General features: G+C 59.8%; 14 protein-coding genes and 2 pseudogenes. 7 read left to right on the forward strand and 9 right to left on the reverse strand.

All coding sequences use genetic code 11. The features are described from left to right. Nucleotides 1-27: 27 nt before the first annotated feature. From AC3FKH_RS21950 to hpsN, 6 genes are all read right to left on the reverse strand, one after another. Nucleotides 28-1,203 (reverse strand): UxaA family hydrolase, encoded by a 1,176-nt coding sequence (locus AC3FKH_RS21950; protein ID WP_483735007.1) that lies wholly within the window; start codon nt 1,201-1,203, stop codon nt 28-30. A 59-nt stretch (nt 1,204-1,262) separates the two neighbouring features. Further along, entirely contained in the window at nt 1,263-1,544 is a 282-nt protein-coding gene (locus AC3FKH_RS21955) for a UxaA family hydrolase (RefSeq protein ID WP_483735006.1), read from the reverse strand. A gap of 134 nt (nt 1,545-1,678) precedes the next feature. Further along, nucleotides 1,679-2,692: a galactitol-1-phosphate 5-dehydrogenase gene (locus tag AC3FKH_RS21960; protein WP_483735005.1), complete on the reverse strand. Its 1,014-nt coding sequence runs from the start codon at nt 2,690-2,692 to the stop codon at nt 1,679-1,681. Nucleotides 2,693-2,747: 55 nt separating this feature from the next. Continuing rightward, the gene (locus AC3FKH_RS21965; RefSeq protein ID WP_483735004.1) at nt 2,748-4,100 is read right to left on the reverse strand and encodes an MFS transporter; all 1,353 of its coding nucleotides are present in this window, start codon (nt 4,098-4,100) and stop codon (nt 2,748-2,750) included. A 108-nt stretch (nt 4,101-4,208) separates the two neighbouring features. Continuing rightward, on the reverse strand, nt 4,209-4,991 hold the full coding sequence (gene hpsO, locus AC3FKH_RS21970) for a (S)-sulfopropanediol 2-dehydrogenase HpsO (RefSeq protein WP_483735003.1): 783 nt from the start codon (nt 4,989-4,991) through the stop codon (nt 4,209-4,211). A gap of 2 nt (nt 4,992-4,993) precedes the next feature. Continuing rightward, nucleotides 4,994-6,304, reverse strand: coding sequence for a sulfopropanediol 3-dehydrogenase (hpsN, locus tag AC3FKH_RS21975; protein ID WP_483735002.1), 1,311 nt, complete (start codon nt 6,302-6,304; stop codon nt 4,994-4,996). A gap of 228 nt (nt 6,305-6,532) precedes the next feature. On the opposite strand from hpsN, the gene AC3FKH_RS21980 reads away from it, so the two are divergent. Together AC3FKH_RS21980 and AC3FKH_RS21985 are read left to right on the forward strand one after the other, a co-directional pair. Then, entirely contained in the window at nt 6,533-7,543 is a 1,011-nt protein-coding gene (locus AC3FKH_RS21980; RefSeq protein WP_488677908.1) for a LacI family DNA-binding transcriptional regulator, read from the forward strand. A gap of 393 nt (nt 7,544-7,936) precedes the next feature. After that, nucleotides 7,937-8,068, forward strand: a pseudogene (locus tag AC3FKH_RS21985) (LysR family transcriptional regulator); the annotation flags it as partial. A gap of 40 nt (nt 8,069-8,108) precedes the next feature. Here the strand turns inward: AC3FKH_RS21985 and AC3FKH_RS21990 are convergent. Both AC3FKH_RS21990 and AC3FKH_RS21995 read right to left on the reverse strand, forming a co-directional pair. Beyond that, on the reverse strand, nt 8,109-9,722 hold the full coding sequence (locus AC3FKH_RS21990) for a Fic family protein (protein WP_483735000.1): 1,614 nt from the start codon (nt 9,720-9,722) through the stop codon (nt 8,109-8,111). 229 nt (nt 9,723-9,951) lie between these two features. Beyond that, nucleotides 9,952-10,653, reverse strand: coding sequence for a P-type ATPase actuator domain-containing protein (locus tag AC3FKH_RS21995; RefSeq protein ID WP_488677909.1), 702 nt, complete (start codon nt 10,651-10,653; stop codon nt 9,952-9,954). A 78-nt stretch (nt 10,654-10,731) separates the two neighbouring features. Here AC3FKH_RS21995 and AC3FKH_RS22000 point away from each other — a divergent pair. After that, nucleotides 10,732-10,848 (forward strand): annotated as a pseudogene (locus tag AC3FKH_RS22000) (hypothetical protein); the annotation flags it as partial. A 272-nt stretch (nt 10,849-11,120) separates the two neighbouring features. On the opposite strand, the gene AC3FKH_RS22005 reads toward AC3FKH_RS22000, so the two are convergent. Next, nucleotides 11,121-11,309, reverse strand: a complete 189-nt coding sequence (locus AC3FKH_RS22005) for a hypothetical protein (protein ID WP_483734997.1) — start codon at nt 11,307-11,309, stop codon at nt 11,121-11,123. A gap of 2,088 nt (nt 11,310-13,397) precedes the next feature. On the opposite strand from AC3FKH_RS22005, the gene hxsA2 reads away from it, so the two are divergent. From hxsA2 to hxsC, 4 genes are all read left to right on the forward strand, one after another. Continuing rightward, complete coding sequence (hxsA2, locus tag AC3FKH_RS22010) at nt 13,398-13,679, forward strand: His-Xaa-Ser repeat protein HxsA2 (RefSeq protein ID WP_483734996.1); 282 nt, start codon at nt 13,398-13,400, stop codon at nt 13,677-13,679. 61 nt (nt 13,680-13,740) lie between these two features. Continuing rightward, entirely contained in the window at nt 13,741-14,031 is a 291-nt protein-coding gene (gene hxsD / locus AC3FKH_RS22015; protein ID WP_483734995.1) for a His-Xaa-Ser system protein HxsD, read from the forward strand. Next, complete coding sequence (hxsB, locus tag AC3FKH_RS22020; protein WP_483734994.1) at nt 14,028-15,488, forward strand: His-Xaa-Ser system radical SAM maturase HxsB; 1,461 nt, start codon at nt 14,028-14,030, stop codon at nt 15,486-15,488. Before hxsD ends, hxsB begins: the two co-directional genes overlap by 4 nt. After that, nucleotides 15,470-16,636 (forward strand): His-Xaa-Ser system radical SAM maturase HxsC, encoded by a 1,167-nt coding sequence (gene hxsC, locus AC3FKH_RS22025; RefSeq protein WP_488677910.1) that lies wholly within the window; start codon nt 15,470-15,472, stop codon nt 16,634-16,636. The genes hxsB and hxsC overlap by 19 nt, the downstream gene beginning before the upstream one ends. Nucleotides 16,637-17,346 lie beyond the last annotated feature (710 nt).

Consider the following 17,346-nt stretch of genomic DNA (forward strand, 5'->3'; position numbering starts at 1 on the left):
TGTCTGCACTGATGCAGCGCGGTATCGTTATGCGGACTCGTGGATGCGGGTCAGCACGAACTCACGATGGCCGAGCGCCTCAGCCGCGGTCCAGCGACCATTGACAGTCTCCAGCATGCATTCGAGCAGCTTGTCGCCAGTCTGGTCCAGCGTCTGTTCGCGTTGCAGCAGCCCCGAGCAGTCCACGTCCATGTGCTCGCTCATGAGACGCACTGTACGCGGGTTGGCGCACAGCTTGATGACGGGGACGATCGGGTTGCCGATCACATTGCCTTGGCCGGTCGGGAAGAAGTGGACGACATAGCCGGCGGCGGCGCAGAGCGTGACCATCTCGGCAGCAGCCGAGGATGAGTCCATGAACCACAGGCCCGGATGGGTCGGCTCTTCTGCCTTATCCAATACACCATCGACGGTGCACTTCTTACCAATCTTCTGGATGTTGCCGAGCGCCTTCTCCTCAATCGTGGTGAGACCTCCAGCGATATTTCCCTTGGTCGGCTGCGACTCGGAAAGGTCTGAGGTCTTCCAGCGGTCAATCATGCCCTGGTAGCGCTCGAACATTTCCATGAACTTATGGCGAACGTCATCGTTAGCGCAACGGGCAGCGACGATATGCTCGCCACCAGTCAGCTCCGAGGTCTCGCCGAACACCAGCGTGGTGCCAAGCGGATGGAGCTTATCGAAGGCATTGCCGACCGTCGGGTTGGCACCGCAGCCGGAAGTGGTGTCCGACTCACCGCACTTGGTCGACACCCACAGTTCGCTGATCGGGCACTCGACGCGTTGCAGTGCAGTGGCGTACTGCACGAATTCCTTTGCTGCCTTCGACGCCCGCATAATGGTTTCATGGTCGCCGTGGCCCTCGATGCCAAAGCCGACCACCGGCTTGCCGGTCTTGGCGATGCCATCAACGACCTTCTTCGTCCAGCCGTCTTCGATACCGATTACTACTACCGCCGCGACGTTCGGGTTGCTGCCCGCGCCAATCAGGGTACGGAAGTGCAGGTCGAGGTCCGGACCGAACTGCAGGCGCCCATACGGATGAGGGATGGCCATCGTGCCCTTGATGGCGACAGCGACGGCTTCGGCGGCGGCGTTGGACAGGTCATCCAGCGGGAGGATGATGACGTGGTTGCGAACGCCCACGCGACCGTTGTCGCGGCGGTAGCCCCAGAAAGTGGTGTTTTGGTCAATAACGGACATGACGTGGTCCTCGGATGCTTTGATGAAAAGGTGGATTCGGAGGGATGCGGTGGTGCGGCTTACCAGCGCTTGGTCTTGATGTTGTGAACGTGAGCGTGTTCACCCGCCTTGATCGGCGCGACAACATTGCCAATGTCGATGCCGTACTTGTAGACCGTCTCGTTCACGTCCATGTCGCGCAGCGCGACCTTGTGGCCGATGGGAATCGGCTGGAGCGCGGTAACCGTGATGACCTTGTCCTCGTCCATGATCCAGGCGTTCAGCGTGGTGCCCGGCTCAATCCCCTCGACCACGGCCACCGCGACGGTGTCCTTGGCGTCATGTAGTACTACGTGAATCATCTTTGTCTCCTTCGTGCAGTTTATCGGTGAAATCATCTTAGGTAGCCAATTCATCCATGGCACCTAGATCATATATATGACGTGGCAAGGCAAAAAAATTTCTTCTACGTAAGTCGATACGGGTTGGGACTTTCCTAGGCAAGCTCGGGAATCAATACAACTTTCCCCGCTGCCACCCGCCCCGCGGCGAGATCAGCAAAGGCGGCCGGGCCATCTGCCAAGGAGCGGGTTTCTACCCATTCAAGCGAGCCAAAGTTGCCTTGCTCTAGCGCCTGAACAGTAGCGTGCATGTCGGACATCGTGTAGGTGTAAGTCCCCAGCAGCGTCAACTCGGCAAGGGTCAATTTGCGCATATCGATCTCGCTCGACCATGCTTGCAAACCGATATGCATGACAACTCCCCCGGGTCGCGTCGCGGCGATGGCAAGGTTCCGGGTTGGAGCGGCGCCAACCGCATCGATGACAACGTCGAACGCGGATTCGGGAGGCAGACTGACAGTTGGATCGATCACCTCGCATCCAAGATGCCGGCTTACCGACGCCTGTCGGAGGGCATTGGTCTCAGCCACGCAGACACGTTTGCAGCCGTAAGAGGTCACCAAGGCAGCGGTCAGCATGCCTATCGCGCCGCCGCCGATGATCAGCACACTCGCCTCCGGCAAGGGCCGACTCATCGCCCGCATCGTGAGGTTGACAGCATGGAGCGCTGTGGCTGCTGGTTCGGTCAGCGCTGCGCTGACGCTCGGTAGCGTGTCGGGGATCGGGATTGCGCAGCGAATCGGGATCGCGAGATATTCGGACAGTGCGCCGGGCCGGTTCATGCCAACCATGCCGCGATTGGCGCAGAGGTTGTCACGTCCCTGGAGGCAGTAGTCGCAGTGACCGCATGTAACAAGTGGGTTCGCTGTGACGCGCTGACCGACGGCCATGCGGGCTTCGTCGGAAGAGGCGATGACAGTACCCGCAAACTCATGGCCGAGAACCAGCCCGGGCTTGCGGCGGGGATCGTGACCATGGTAGGCGTGGAGATCCGAACCGCAGATGCCACTAGCATCGATGCGCAACAGAATCTCACCGGGCTCGAGGTCCGGCATGTCTCGGTCCAGTACCGCGACGGCGTCCGGTTGGGTATAGACGATTGCTTTCATGGTTTACCTTATCCTGAATCGGGTGTTAATGCAGGTGATGAAGCGGAGTCGCGCGTTAGCCATGGACCTTGGAAGGCTCCAGGCTTACGCGGTTGGCGTGCGCCGACCGAAAGGCAATCCACATCGTGCAGGCGGCGCTCATGATGCCGACTGCCAGCACGTATGAGCACAGATACCAGGGTTCCCCGCCTGCCTTGGCGTTAAGCCAGGTGGCGATGATCGGCGTCAATCCTCCCGCAAACACGCCGGCGAACTGGTAGACAAAGGAGATGCCGGTATATCGAACGCCAGGGTCGAACACTTCCGAGAACATCGACGACATCGTGCCAAATACCGCCGCGTGGAAGATGCCGAACGGAATGATGATCGCTGCCCACACCAGCAGCACATTGCCACCGGAATGCTGCATCAGCCAGAATGCCGGGAAGGCCGAAAGACCTGCGAGCAGCGCGCCGGTACCGTAGACGATGGGCCGTCCGACACGGTCGGATACGGCGCCCCATAGCGGAATGAAGAACGTCATCACGCCAGCACCGATCAGGACGCCCAGCAACGCCTGGTCACGGGACAGCTTCAACGTCTGCGTAAGGTATGCCAGCGAGAAAACGCCGAACACATTGAAGAAGACCCCATCGATAAAGCGCGCCCCCATGCAGGCAAGCACCACGGCCGGATACTGTCGAAGCATGGCGAAGAATGGAAGTCCGGTCGCCTCCTTGCGATCATGCTGCGCGGCCGCGAACTCCGGGGATTCCTCCACATGCGAACGCATGTACGAACCGATCAAGACCATCACCGCACTCAGCATGAAGGCAATGCGCCAGCCCCATGCCAGGAAGTCCTTGTCGGACAACAAGAGAGACAGGATGGCGATGACGCCGCTCGCTAGTACCAGCCCAAGAGACATACCTGTCTGCGGCAGACTCGCAAAAAATCCACGACGATGGCTTGGAGCGCTCTCGAAGCTCATCAACACCGCCCCGCCCCACTCGCCACCGAGGCCAATCCCCTGCGCTACCCGACATACCAACAGTAGGATCGGCGCCCAGACACCAATTTGCTCATAGGTGGGAATCAGGCCGATGGCAGTAGTCGCCACGCCCATGATCATCAGCGTCAGTACCAGCATGCGCTTGCGACCCAGGGTATCGCCGAAGTGTCCGAAAATCACCCCCCCAAGCGGCCGGGCCACAAAGCCTGCGGCGAAGGTTGCATAGGCCAGCAGTGTGCCGACCACGGGATCCGTTGAAGGAAAATACAGCTTGTTGAACACGAGCCCAGCTACCACCCCGTAAAGGAAAAAGTCGTACCACTCAACCATCGCGCCAATCGTGCTCGACGCAACAACCTGGCGTAATTTTCGCGCCGCGTCCTGGGCGGACTGCACCACCGTTGCCTGCTTCGTCATGCTTGCCTCCTAATTCGGTCTTGTCCCGTGGTTGCGCATCAGAGGCGCTATTTTCGGTACGGACAGCGGCGGTGTTGCGCGCGCTGCCCTTGTGGGTTGCCGCGTTGCTTACCGAGCTGTATAGCCTCCGTCAACCATGAAGGTCTGGCCAGTGATGTACGCTGCCATATCGCTGGCTAGGAAAGCGACCAACCCGTGCAGATCCTCGAGTTCGCCATTGCGCCCAATACAAGTACGGCTGGCGTGATACTCCGTGAGACCGGCATCCGCAAACACGGGACCGGTCAGCGCTGTCGGGAAGAATCCCGGACCAATTGCGTTGCAAGTGACCCCGTGACGAGACCACTCTTCGGCGATAGCTCGTGTGAGCTGGACGATGCCACCTTTTGCCGCACCATACGGCGCACTGTTAGCGAAGGCGCGGTGCGACTGCAGGGAAGCGATGTTCAGGACCCGTCCCCACCCCTGAGCCTGCATTGCGGGTGCAAGCGCCTGCGTGAGGAAAAATGGCGCACCGAGATGGGTGTCGAGCTGGAGCCGCCACGAAGACGGCGTGACGCTTGAGTACGATTCACGCAGATTCATTCCCGCCGCATTGACGAGGATATCGATGGTGCCATGTTGCTGTTGCAGTGCATTCGCCGCAGCCGGAATGGCATCGAGATCGGACACATCACACACGTGGGTATCGACTGCGATTCCCATGGCGTCGAGGCGGGATGCAGCGGCATCGAGCTGGGACTGGCGCCTCGCCACGAGAATCACTCGCGCGCCGACCAAGCCCATCGCAGTGGCAATGGCCTCTCCGATGCCGGAACTGCCGCCCGTTACGAGGGCCTGCCTTCCTGAAAGATCAGGCACAAGCCTCCCGGCATTTTGGAGTCCGGTCATCGTTATACCTCCACCGGCGTGCCCATTTCGAAGGACGCGTTCGGAAAGTACTTCACCATGCGGTCATCCGCGGTACGGGCATGTGCTTCCATGCCTTCGAGCCGCGAGATGCGAGCTGTCACCTGGCCAATCTGGCGGGTCGCTTCACGCGTCATTTGTTGCCACGTCAGCGTCTTCATGAACTTGTGCACGGACAGGCCGCCGGAGTAACGCGCCGCGCCCTTGGTCGGAAGCACGTGGTTGGGCCCGCTGGTTTTGTCGCCGAACGCCACGGTTGTCTCCTCACCGAGGAAGAGCGAGCCGTAGCAGGTCAGATTGGCCAGCCACCAATCGAGATCCGCCGTGTGGACTTCCAAATGCTCGGAGGCATAACGGTCAGAGACCTCCGCCACCTCTTCCCGGGTGTCACACAGGATTACCTCGCCGTAATCACGCCAAGCGGCGGTGGCGGCATCGCGGGCGGTCGGGGGAAGCTTGGCGATCAGTTCCGGCACCAGCGCCATGACACGGTCTGCCAGATCACGCGAAGTGGTGAACAGCCAGGCGGGCGACTCATGGCCGTGCTCGGCTTGCCCAACGAGGTCGCTGGCGACGATAGTCGGGTCGGCGGTCTCATCGGCGATGACGGCGACTTCCGACGGTCCGGCGAACACGTCAATGCCGACTTGGCCGTAGAGGGTCCGCTTGGCCTCTGCCACGAATTTGTTGCCTGGGCCAACCACCACGTCGGCCGGCTTACCAGTGAAGAGACCATAAGCCATGGATGCGATCGCTTGCACCCCGCCCAATGCCATGATGACGTCGGCGCCTGCAGCCTGGAAGGCGTAAAGGACGTGCGGATGGATGCCTTGGCCGCGGAACGGGCTCGAGCACGCCACTACAGTCTTGACACCCGCAGCCTTGGCAGTAGCCACGCCCATATACGCTGACGCGATGTGCGCGTAACGCCCTGCCGGCGCGTAGCAACCAACCACATTGACTGGCAGCACCCGTTGTCCCGCAGTGACGCCCGGATGCAGTTCCACAGAGAACTCTTTCAGGGATTCGCGCTGCGCCAGTGCGAAATCGGTGACCTGCCGAATGGCGAAGTCAATGTCGGCGCGCACGGCCGCCGACACGTCCCTGGTCTGCTCTCGGATCTGATCAGGCGTAAGGACAACATCGCCACTCCAGCCGTCGAGTTGTTTGGCGTACTGACGCACGGCGTCTTCACCGCGCGCTTGGATCTCGGCAAGCATCTCCGTCACAACCTTCTGTGCTGTCGCCGTTTCGGTCTGGGGCGTCTTTTCCGCTTTTTTCAGATACGAGATCATTTCTGCAAGTCCTCAGGTGTGGGTACGATAGAAATGTAAGCGCTTTCATTTTTTGACACACAGCCACCAATTTCGGTTGTGTTTCGAATGAAAGCGCTTTCATGTAAAGAATAACTCGTACGCGGCGGACCGCAAGAGGGGGTTTTCCCGAGGGTTGTACGCACCCACGTTGTAGTTGCTACAGCACCTCCTTACAGATCGGCGACAATAAGGCACTGGACGGGAATAATGAAAGTGCCTAAAACGAAACTTGAAGATGTAGCGAGGTTAGCCGGCGTCTCCATGGCGACTGTGTCGCGAACACTCTCCTCACCTTCGTTGGTGCGTGAAGATACTTTGGCGCGGGTGCGGCATGCCATTCAGGCACTCGGATATGTCCCCGACGCTTCTGCACGGACGCTGGCTTCTGGTCGGTCCCGCACGATCGCAGCGGTTGTGCCTACTCTGGACAACGCCATCTTCTCGCATGCCATCCAGGGGATGCAGGGTGTGTTGGCCGCGAACGGCTACCAACTTCTCCTGGGCTCCCACAACTACGACTCTCAAACCGAGATAGATGTCGTCCGTGCATTGTCAGAGCGCGCCGTGGATGCAATGGTTCTGGTCGGCGCCGACCACGCTCCTGAAACGCTCTCAGTTCTACGACAATCGGGCACGCGGACTATCATCACGTGGGCGTTGTCGAACGACTGTCCCTGCATCGGGTTCGATAACTTTGAAATCGGAGCGCTCGCGGCCAGATACCTGTTCGATCTTGGGCATCGGCACTTCGGCATGATTTCCGGTATCTCGCGGAACAACGATCGCGCACGATTACGCACCGAAGGCTTCGTCAATACTTTGCGAGCTCTGCGTGCCGAAATCGTTCCCGGCGCGGCCTGCGAGCAGCCCTACTCGTTTGCAGGTGGCCGTATCGGACTGCGAAACATACTTCGCGACGCATCGACCAGGCCAACGGCGATCTTTTGTGGCAATGACGTGCTAGCGCTCGGTTGTCTGTTCGAGGCAACAGCGCTAAACGTCAAAGTGCCTGATCAGCTTTCGATCGTTGGCTGCGATGACTTGCCGATTTCGGCCGAAGTCGCGCCGGGCCTCACAACCGTAGCGTTGGAAAGTAGCTTGTTGGGCAAGAAAACTGCGGAGGCTTTATTGCGATGGCTGCAGGACGGCACGGAACCGGGTCGTACGGAGATGCCCATTTCACTGATTCAGCGCGGCACTGCGGCTCCGCCTTCGTGACTCGATCGCGCAGTCTCGGAATCCGTTATGCTCGTTAAGCATCAGCCTTTGCAGAGGCTCCCGCGTGCCATCCTTGCTCAGCTACCGCACCTCTTGCAAATTCAGGCCGGTGTCCCCTTTGCCCAATTAATCGTCCGGCAATTAAGCCGGGCGAACGGCGCCTGTATTTCCGGAAGCGGTCGTTACGGCCTCTGAAATCCGAAAGGCGGTTGAGAGTCGTTCTGGGACGGTCTGGCTCGCGCCGCGGCATCTAGGTTGGCCGAGTGGGGACTAGTGCGAATCATCTGAACCGTCAGAGCGCATGCCCACGGGCTGCACCATGGCCACGCGCACTGCAAATGTCAACCCCCGTCGTTTCTCTGGCTGGCCAGCTTCGCAATATCCCTGCCCAACATTGCCGAGAGAGCGGGCGAAATCTACCGGCACGCAGAAGAGGCTGAGCACGCCGCCAAGGACCTGTCGACGCAGCCACGGGGCCTCATCCGCCTTTCTGTACCGATGTCCTTTGGCGTGCGCTGGGTTAGCGCTACTTGGCGTGTCCATAAGTCGACCGGTCTCGCGCACATTACTTGCCCGGGGGTTTGGTCGGGTGATAGCGCTCGACCACGTGCGGGTCCGCCGGCGCATCGTTGCGCAACGCTGCCTCGACAGTCTCGACAACCGTTTCCCAGATGCCGGGGCGCTCAAGCACAGGCATTTCCTTTGCCAGGACGTTGCTGAGCTTCCCCTTGTTCTGCTCGATGGAGCGCAACACCCGGTCGGCTTGCTCGTCGGGCATCTCCACGATTTCCTTGAGCGCTAGCCTCGCCTGCGTGTGGCTGCGCAGATATTTCGATTCCTCTCGCATCTGTTCGGTGAGCGTGCGCTCGATGATCTTGGAGAGATACACGACGTGGGGAGTCAGATCGAGATGTCGCCACAGCGGCCGAGCGAGCTCATCGCCGTGGAACTCCAGGTTAGACGAGATGCCGTCCGGATATTGCGTTCTCGTGGATGCGAACTTAACGTGGTCGCGAACGAGTCGCATCAGCGGGGCAGACACCTCATCGAGCACCCGAGCGTATGCGCGGCGCTCGCCGGCGTCATCCGTGATGACCGCTGACACCGGGAGGATCACCGGCGCGGGGATGACGCCGTCTCGACGTAGCACATCGTTGATCAGGAATCGATGCACCCGTCCGTTGCCATCCGCCATCGGGTGGATGTAGACGTAGCCAAACGCGGCCACCGCGCTACGCATCACCGGCGACTGGCCGGCGGTGCGCGCGAGGAACACCCGCAGCCCTTCCATCATGTCGGCGACATCTTCCTGACCAGGTGCGACGTAGTGAACGACTTCGCTGAAGCGGACGGTCTCGCCCACGAACACAGGCGATTGGCGAAAGCCAAAGCGCGTGACCGTCGTGATCTCGCCAAGAATCTCGCGTTGCAGCTCGGCCGTTGCCGCGTCCGTCAGCGGCAGCTCGCCCTCACCTGTACGCCGACCCATCACATCAGCGAAGCGCTGGATGCGCGTGGTGCGATCGCCCTCGCCCTCAATGACGAAGCTGCTCTTGCTCTCGCGCAACGTAATCCAGGCCGCGGCGCGCATGAGCAACTCCTCGCCGAACTCGTCCGTCAGGCCCGTATAGAGAGCGGCGACATCGCGTGCCGCCGCAATCAGATAGGCATCAGTCTTCACGAGCGTGGGGCAGAAGTAGCGGGTGCCAGGCATGTTGTCGTTTACGCGCCAGCGGGCAATCTTCTGAGTCGCGTTTGCCGACGCCGTCACCTGCTTGTCGTCGTCAAGTGCGTCGACGTAGTTGCCGCCCAAGCGTTGGGGAACCTCGAGTTCGGCACCGGTGAGCCATTCATAAAGGAAGGCGGCCCGTCGGGCGTATTGCCCGGTAGGCTCTCGAGCGACCCATTCCTGGACAAACTCTCCGCCCGCCCGCGCGAAGAGCCTTGCTAGGAATTCCAGTTGCGGGACCTCATGGCGCAGATGGAACTGCAAGTTCGCCGCCGGCGTCTCGTCGGGGCGCATCTGCTCGGTGTAGGTCTCCAGACGAAAACCATCCTCCGCCTCGGTCGTGCGGCGGGTGCCGATGCGGCTACTCACGGGCAGTGTCGCCATCTGCGGCAGATCGAAATGCCTGATGAGCCAAGCCGCGCCGATCGGGTTGTCGAAGGGTTGTGGCATGCTCCTCCGTATGTCAGCGCCGCGACGGATCGATTAAGAGGCGGGCTCATGATGGGGTTGACGATTACGACTGCGTGAAATCGATTATAAACTGGCGCATCTGCACAAAATCAATTATCAAATGTGCGCTTTACGGCTCATCAAGGATTTCGGGTGGTGCTGAACGGTAGATGTGGCGTTTTTGCTCGTTTGGAACCCGCCTGTCCAATATTTTGAACAGTTTTGGACCTCACTGTGCCGCCGCGGCGGCGACCATGCGGACGATGCCGGCAAACGTACTTTCCGCCTCCGTGGCGCCAGACATCATTTCCAGCGCGACCCCGGTATTCACGGCGCCGCTCTTGATTGACTCGCCCGCGACGCACTGGCGCATGGCAGACTCGCCAGTCAGCGCCGACTCGTCCAACTCCGCGGGCATCGTCAGCGCGCCGTCGACGGGCAAGACCACGTGTCGGACCATCAAACGGCCTCCCGGACGGACTTCAGCGACATCGACCTGCCGCCATTGCACCGCCTCGAGCCGATTGGCGACCTGCGAGCGTGGCTCAGGCTGCGCCGTCATCTCCCGCCGGGCGCGAGATCGGGCGTAGTTCTGCAAGGCACGACCGGTCGCCAGCATCAGCGATACGACAGCCGGCACGAGAAACTCTCCGAAGATCAGCGCGACCACGATGGATAGCAACGACAGCGCGTCGATGCCAGATTGCCTACCGATCGCTGCGCCCGCGCTGGACATCACCAACGCCATCGCATTAGGCAATGTCCCGGCTATCCAGATCCACTCGGCCAGCGTCTCGTCTTGCATCTGGCGCGCAACGAGACCTCCCGCCAGCGTCACGGCGGAAACCGCAAGCAGCGCACCGGTGAGCCGGCCAGCGGGCAATCGCATGCCCGTCCCCTGCAACATGCGGCGTCGGGCGCCGTCCTTCATGACGAAATCGTGCCAGAGTGCACCGGACTCATGCAACCCGACAAAGACATACACAACGGGTAGGGGGAATCCGGAAGGCTGCGGCGCGATCACGCGCCGAAAATCATCCTTGCCGGCAGCGGCATGGCGACGGGCGGACATGGGGTGCACCATCTTGCCACCTTCAGCACGGACCCGCGCTGCACCATTCTGCTACGCCCTATCCTCTTTCCGGACGGCTTTGAACAATCGCGAGCATCCGCTGCTAGGCCCTCGTTAGCGGATCGCCGAGCATCAGCGCTTCGCTATGCGCGTAGCGTGGCATGATGGTGTTGCGGCCAGCCGCTTTTGCCTGATACAGGCCCAAGTCCGCCTTGCACAGCAACTGTTCGGCGGATTCGCCCGGAGATCGCTTGCCGTCGAGCGTGGCCGGCGCATAACAGGCGCTGGCGACCCCGATGTCGCTGGGGGCCAGAATGGCGGCGAGTTCAATGATGTCTGCCGATGGCCTCGAGTAGTTTGAGCCCTTTCCCCGTCACGCGTATTTCACGTTCCGCCAGTTCGAGACGCACCAGTTGGCGCTCTACGAGCGCGTCGACGTCAGCGGGATCCAGTGCCTCATGGGCGTTCGCATCGTTCAGAACCAGCAAGGCCGCAATTTCGTGTGGACTCAGCATCGCCTGTCTCCGGCATGGTCGTTGTGTCTCGTGCTTTTTCTTGTGCGGCGCACTGCCATGGGTTCTGTTCAGCTTCTGGCCAATCGGTGTGCCGGCAGGTCCAAGGCACTATATAAGTTGACGCCCCATGGGCGTAGATGGATCCACCAATTATTGCGTTTCGTCAAACTGGTGCTGGTACGGTGTGCCCAAAACGCCGGATGGAAGATGCCAGCCGTCCATACTCAACATTGCGCAACGCGAGCAGCTTGCCAGGCGGGCTCCCCGGCGCGATAACGCGCGTCGCGCGATCCGATGCGCTGCAGGCACGCTGCATCAGCCTGCGCCGAAGTGCGCGCCCGGATACGTTGTGGTACTGCACGTCGAATTCCGTGTCGAGCCTCCCCTTGGCGGCCACGCGGCTGCGCGGGATGGCCTCAGCGTCCGCGTCTGCCGCCCCGGCAGCGGCACGCCGGTGGGCGCTGCCAAGCGGCGCGGTCACACTTGCGCTGGGTATGTGATCGGCCCCGCGAGAAACGGGACGAACATGCCGACCGTCGAATCCGGCTTACGCTCCAAGTCCGGGCGGATCGCTGGCGCAGTGCCGCCGTTTCCTGCGCTATTCGAGGACCAATAACGCGTGCCTGCCGGGCAAGTCCGCGCCCAGCGCGTCGGGCGGTCTTATGGAGCGCCGGGGACAGCAGCGCGTCCGTGCTGATTTGCCGATGCGGCGAGTCTCCAACAATTCATTCGGTGTGACAAGAACCGTGTCCCACCGTACGCAGAAACAGGTACACGCTCTAACGCGTCCGGCAAGTATCAGATATGGCCGGGCAAGCACTATGCTGCGCTGCTGGCGAATAAATCATCGTCTCCCTGTCGCCGGTAACTCGACGAATGCTACGACAAGATCACCGGAATCGAGCACGGCGATACCTTCGGCGTGGGCATGCGCCACAAGTACCTCAAATCTTGCGACATCAGCTGCAAGCTAAGCGGGCGAGAGACTGTGCGACCTCGCTACAAACTACAAAGTTACAAAGGAAAGGCTGTGACGACTTTGCCGTCGCCGGAGTTCTTCACTTCAAACACAACACGTACCCGCGTTGTCGACTTGCCGCTCACGCCGGTTCCAACCTGCTCGCCCACTCGGGTACCTTCCGCCTGTGACATCACGACAAAGAATTTTTCTTTGTTCAGGCGTTATGTCAAACGAGCGATCGTGCTGACTCATGACAAGACAGCCCAGGCCTCGACGAAAGCCGAAGCCGTGTGGGATCGGAGCTAGCCTCCGGTTGATGCGATGATTTTCCATCTATCTCAAGCAAGGGCGGCGGATCTCACTCTGAATCGCCCTCCGGCCGGACGTCCAATTCCAGTTCTTGTGTCAGTGTTGTTTTCGCTGAAAGCTGATCTTCAACGAGCCGAGGACTTGGCGTGGCACGCAGCAAGGGCGATTTGGGGCCAAGCACGAGATGTTCGGTCTTGCCTAGTCTACCGACACCTTGATCCAGTAGACGAGTCGCGAGCCGATATCTTCGGCGATGCGCTCACTCTTATTGCGGGCCGTGCGCTTGCGTCCAGCTCGCGTAAGCTGCGCCGCTCGCTGGCTTCGGCGCGTTCCTGCGTCACCGCCTCGCGGGCCGGCTCCAGCTCCGTCGAGAATTGGGTGCGCAACGCTTCCATGTGGCGCCTGCCCGTCTTGAGCTCCGTCCGCCCCGCCTCGAGCCGGGCCTGCGTCGCGGGGCGGGCCTGCCGCTCGGCGGCCAAGTCCGATGCGCGAGCTGGACGGCAATCGTCGCGACGTCCTCGCGTGCGGCGGCCTTCTCCACGCGCGCCGCATCTCGCTCGGCTTCCGCAGTCCGCGAACTGCAAGTCGGATGAGCCTCATCCTCGACGGTGGGCTCGCCCCCTACAAGAGAGGGGTCGTTGAGTGCTCTAAAGTAGGCACCAACTTGGGGTCACCCGGTATACACTTGCGAAACCTGCTAGTAACTATTTGTAACGTCGCCGGACAAGCCAGATAAGATTCTAGGACGGCTGCGAAATGCGCACCAAACGCGCATTTGTTGCTGTGGGGAAACATATCAACCAGGGGGGACGGTCAAAATGAAGGTATTCCTCAAAGCATTTGCAGCAGTGGCAGCGGGATTCGCCGCGCAAAACGCGCCGGCGATGCAAGTTCCGACTCATGATTCTACGGGGCAGAACTCGATCTCACCGTCGGATTCGAAGCCGACGGAGCGAATCGCAGTACGTACTCAAAGCGGTGATGCATTCAACTTCGTTCTGAAGCGCAACGCCGAAGAAGGCACGTTGATGGCCTACCACCATTCCCACGCCTCGCATGCTTCGCACGCATCCCACGCATCGCATTACTCTGGTCGTTAATCGTCCAGCAGACTGATTTGCAGTATCGGCTCCATATCGGAGCCATTTTTTTGAACCTACGATGACACTACGTCTGGAACTGGACCCCGCCATCTATCGACTGGAGGCTGTTCAGAAGGCAGCCTATCGGTTCATTGATCGCCTTACTATCCTGATATCTCAAAGCGGGGATAAGCTCGTCTGCGAAATCGATCCAGTGAAGGCGGGAAGCACCACGCTGGACGACATGGTGGCCAACTTTAAGAGAGAGTTGCTTGACCAGCAGTTGCGCCTGCAAATCAAAGAAGAGACGGAGCCTGCCCGAAATCTCATCCTGGCATACGCCTTTTCGCGCACCGGGCTCCAAGGATGAGTAAGTTTCAGCCCTTCGAGAGTTACCTCGACAGCTCCGGTAAGTATCATCTCTTGCCGTTTCGATTCGAGCCGTTGAATGACGAAGAAGTAGTTCTCACGAACGCAGTCGGCGAGTTCACTTTCTTGTCGCGCGCAAGGCTCGACGACCTGCTTGCCCATCGTCTAAAGGCCACCGACGATGACTATATTTCGCTACGGTCGCGGCACTTTATTAGGGAAGAGGGCGACGAAGCCAGCCTGGAACTTCTCGCACTCAAGACGCGCACGAAGTTCAGCAAGCTCGCGAATTTTACGAACCTGCACCTGTTCGTCGTTTCGCTTCGTTGCGACCACAGTTGCCAGTACTGCCAAGTATCACGTCAGTCGGAGGACAAAGGCGCCTTCGATATGACGCGCGAGACCGCAGACAAGGCCCTGGAGCTTGTCTTCCGGTCGCCCAACTCGGCCATCAAAATTGAGTTCCAAGGTGGTGAACCTTTGCTCAATTTCGACCTAATTCGATACGTAGTCGAGAAGGCCGAGCGACGTGGCCTAGCGGAAGACCGTGATCTGGAGTTCGTCATTACGACGACCCTTGCACTAGCTACCGACGAAATCTTGGAGTACTGCAGGGACCACCATATCTATCTGTCTTCATCGCTTGATGGTCCGGAAGATCTACACAATAAGAATCGTCCGCGCCCAGGACGTGATAGTCATGCACGGTTTGTCGCAGGACTTCAACGAGCCAGGGATATTGTCGGGTACGACTCTGTGTCGGCGCTGATGACAACATCGCCAGCGAGCCTGAACAGAGTTCGCGACATCATCGACGAATACATCAAGCACGGCTTAAGCGGCATCTTTTTGCGGCACCTCTCGCCCTATGGGTTTGCTCTGAAGACGAAGAGCTTCCAAGCCTACAACGCAGAACGCTGGCTGCAGTTCTACAAGGAAGGTTTGGACTACATTCTGGAACTTAACAAAGCCGGTTTGCCATTCACCGAGTATTACTCCAGTCTCATTCTGACGAAGATGTTGACGTCGGATGATCCTGGTTTCGTCGACTTGATGAATCCGGCAGGCGCAGGTATCGCTGCGGTAGTGTTCAACTACGATGGCGATGTGTACGCGTCGGACGAGAGCAGGATGCTTCGAGAAATGGGCGACACAACGTTCCGGCTTGGCAACGTCCACGAGAACACCTACGAGCATATCTTTACGAACGACGCTTTGCTCAATGCGCTAGAGGATTCTTTCACGGGTTCGGCGCCGATGTGTAGCGATTGTGCCTTCGAGCCGTGGTGCGGAGCCGAGCCGGTGTTCCATCATGCAATGTACGGCGATGTCCTGGGACGAAAGCCAGAATCAGAGTTTTGCAAACGCATGATGGGCGTAACCAAACACTTGCTAGACATCATGCGCCGAGATGCCGACGCGAAGGAAATCTTCATGCGGTGGGTAAACCGATGCTAACTCTCTCAGGCCGCGTCATCTGGACGGAAAAAACTACCGCTCGGCGCCAGATTTTAAGTCTGAGCACAAATCGCACGCTACCCGCACCGCTGCGCGGAGGCAAGGCTTTCCTGGTCAAGGGCTCCGGGCCTGTACCGGCTGGATTTGCGCACTATCTGGCGTTCAATCGCCGCCCCGCAGATCTCAGCGAAAAAACACCGTGCACGCTGTTAGGCGACGAGTTTGCGTATCTGGACGATGGCGATGTCATCGCTCTAAGCGGCGATGGCCGTGTTCGATCCTTGTATCGCGCAAGTTCCAATCACAACAGCCTTTTGCTTACGGAGCAGTGCAACAACTATTGCTTGATGTGCTCCCAGCCGCCAAAACGCGTAGATGACAGCTGGCTCTTGGAAGAAGCGAAGGAAACGGTTCGCCTCATCCCCCGAGAGACTCGCAATCTCGGTATCACCGGAGGCGAGCCAACGTTGTACGGCGACGGGTTCATTGGCTTGCTTTACCATATCAAGAACTGGCTGCCACACACCTCGCTGCATATCCTTTCTAACGGCCGAACCTTTTCGGATTCCCAGTTCGCCGCGAAGTATGCTGCTATCGGCCATCCCGATATGATGGTCGGCATCCCAGTTTACTCGGCGGATCCGTCACGCCATGACTATGTCGTACAGGCAAAGGGAGCATTCGACGAAACCGTCCGCGGCATCCTGAATCTCAAGCGCCTGAACCAGAAGGTCGAGATTCGTGTGGTGCTCCACAAGCAAACCTGCGAGGGCTTACCGGAGTTGGCTGAGTTTATTGCGCGCAATCTACTGTTCGTGGACCACGTTGCTCTCATGGCTCTCGAGATGACGGGCTTCACTCGAGCGAATCTGGATGCGCTCTGGATCGACCCTATCGAGTACAAATCGGAACTAAGCAAGGCCGTGAAGATATTGAGGAGCTACGGCCTCAAGACATCCGTGTACAACCATCCGCTGTGTCTCGTGAATCGTGACATCGAGCCATCCTACGTCAGGTCAATATCGGACTGGAAGAACGAGTACGCGACGGAATGCGGACCTTGTGTGAGGAAGTCCGACTGTGGTGGCTTTTTCTCGTCTGGCATCCAGCATGGTTACAGCAAGTCTATACAGCCGTTCCTGGCATAAACTCCGCGAAGAGGGGGCACGCGCTTAAGTCCTCTTACAAGGGCAAGTGCTCCCGTATCACGGGAGCCCACTGCCGCCGCGTTGTGTTTTCGCGACCGGAGCGAGTCCCGCCTTTGGCCGCGGCGTATCCTGGCACACCGGCCCTGAGCCAGACTTGGGGTGGCACTTAAACGCGACGATCTGTTGTGCCCGCCCGGAGACCGTCAGTGCAACCGGACGCCGACACCCGGCGCGCGCGGTTGGAGCAGGCCGTGGCCCTGACGCGGGCGGCAGGATGGACGTCGGCCGGCGATCCGACCATTCAGCCGAGCATTGGTCCGACGAGGACGGCCATCGTCGCAGCGTTTCCCTCCGCCACGCTCGTATGCAAGATCGGCGAACACCGCGTTGCCATCCGACGCTCCGAACGCTGGATCAGGCGCTGCGCGCGACCCTGGCGAAAGCCCGTGCGCGTCCATGCGGCGGGCCCTCCTATTTCTGACGGCTCGTTGCCACACGATCGGGAATAGACAAAGGGGGGTATGTCAAAATTCTGCGAGAGGGGCGCCTTGCGAGCAGCCCAGGGGCACATCGCCACGACCGCTCAGCCAGTCAAATGGGCGGTATGAATCGCGCACCGTAATCCCTCCGACAGATTCGCGCGCCCAGCGCCGAAGCGCGCGAGTGGCTGGCAGCAACTAGGCAGACGTCCCGTCGCCTGCAAGGCACGG

Source organism: Cupriavidus sp. 21MJTG02-4, from assembly GCF_057798975.1.

Excerpts from the sequence above, each read along its gene's own strand:
- AC3FKH_RS21950 (WP_483735007.1), bottom strand. The coding sequence starts at position 1,203 with ATGTCCGTTATTGACCAAAACACCACTTTCTGGGGCTACCGCCGCGAC.
- AC3FKH_RS21955 (WP_483735006.1), bottom strand. The coding sequence starts at position 1,544 with ATGATTCACGTAGTACTACATGACGCCAAGGACACCGTCGCGGTGGCC.
- AC3FKH_RS21960 (WP_483735005.1), bottom strand. The coding sequence starts at position 2,692 with ATGAAAGCAATCGTCTATACCCAACCGGACGCCGTCGCGGTACTGGAC.
- AC3FKH_RS21965 (WP_483735004.1), bottom strand. The coding sequence starts at position 4,100 with ATGACGAAGCAGGCAACGGTGGTGCAGTCCGCCCAGGACGCGGCGCGA.
- hpsO (WP_483735003.1), bottom strand. The coding sequence starts at position 4,991 with ATGACCGGACTCCAAAATGCCGGGAGGCTTGTGCCTGATCTTTCAGGA.
- hpsN (WP_483735002.1), bottom strand. The coding sequence starts at position 6,304 with ATGATCTCGTATCTGAAAAAAGCGGAAAAGACGCCCCAGACCGAAACG.
- AC3FKH_RS21980 (WP_488677908.1), top strand. The coding sequence starts at position 6,533 with ATGAAAGTGCCTAAAACGAAACTTGAAGATGTAGCGAGGTTAGCCGGC.
- AC3FKH_RS21990 (WP_483735000.1), bottom strand. The coding sequence starts at position 9,722 with ATGCCACAACCCTTCGACAACCCGATCGGCGCGGCTTGGCTCATCAGG.
- AC3FKH_RS21995 (WP_488677909.1), bottom strand. The coding sequence starts at position 10,653 with ATGAAGGACGGCGCCCGACGCCGCATGTTGCAGGGGACGGGCATGCGA.
- AC3FKH_RS22005 (WP_483734997.1), bottom strand. The coding sequence starts at position 11,309 with ATGCTGAGTCCACACGAAATTGCGGCCTTGCTGGTTCTGAACGATGCG.
- hxsA2 (WP_483734996.1), top strand. The coding sequence starts at position 13,398 with ATGAAGGTATTCCTCAAAGCATTTGCAGCAGTGGCAGCGGGATTCGCC.
- hxsD (WP_483734995.1), top strand. The coding sequence starts at position 13,741 with ATGACACTACGTCTGGAACTGGACCCCGCCATCTATCGACTGGAGGCT.
- hxsB (WP_483734994.1), top strand. The coding sequence starts at position 14,028 with ATGAGTAAGTTTCAGCCCTTCGAGAGTTACCTCGACAGCTCCGGTAAG.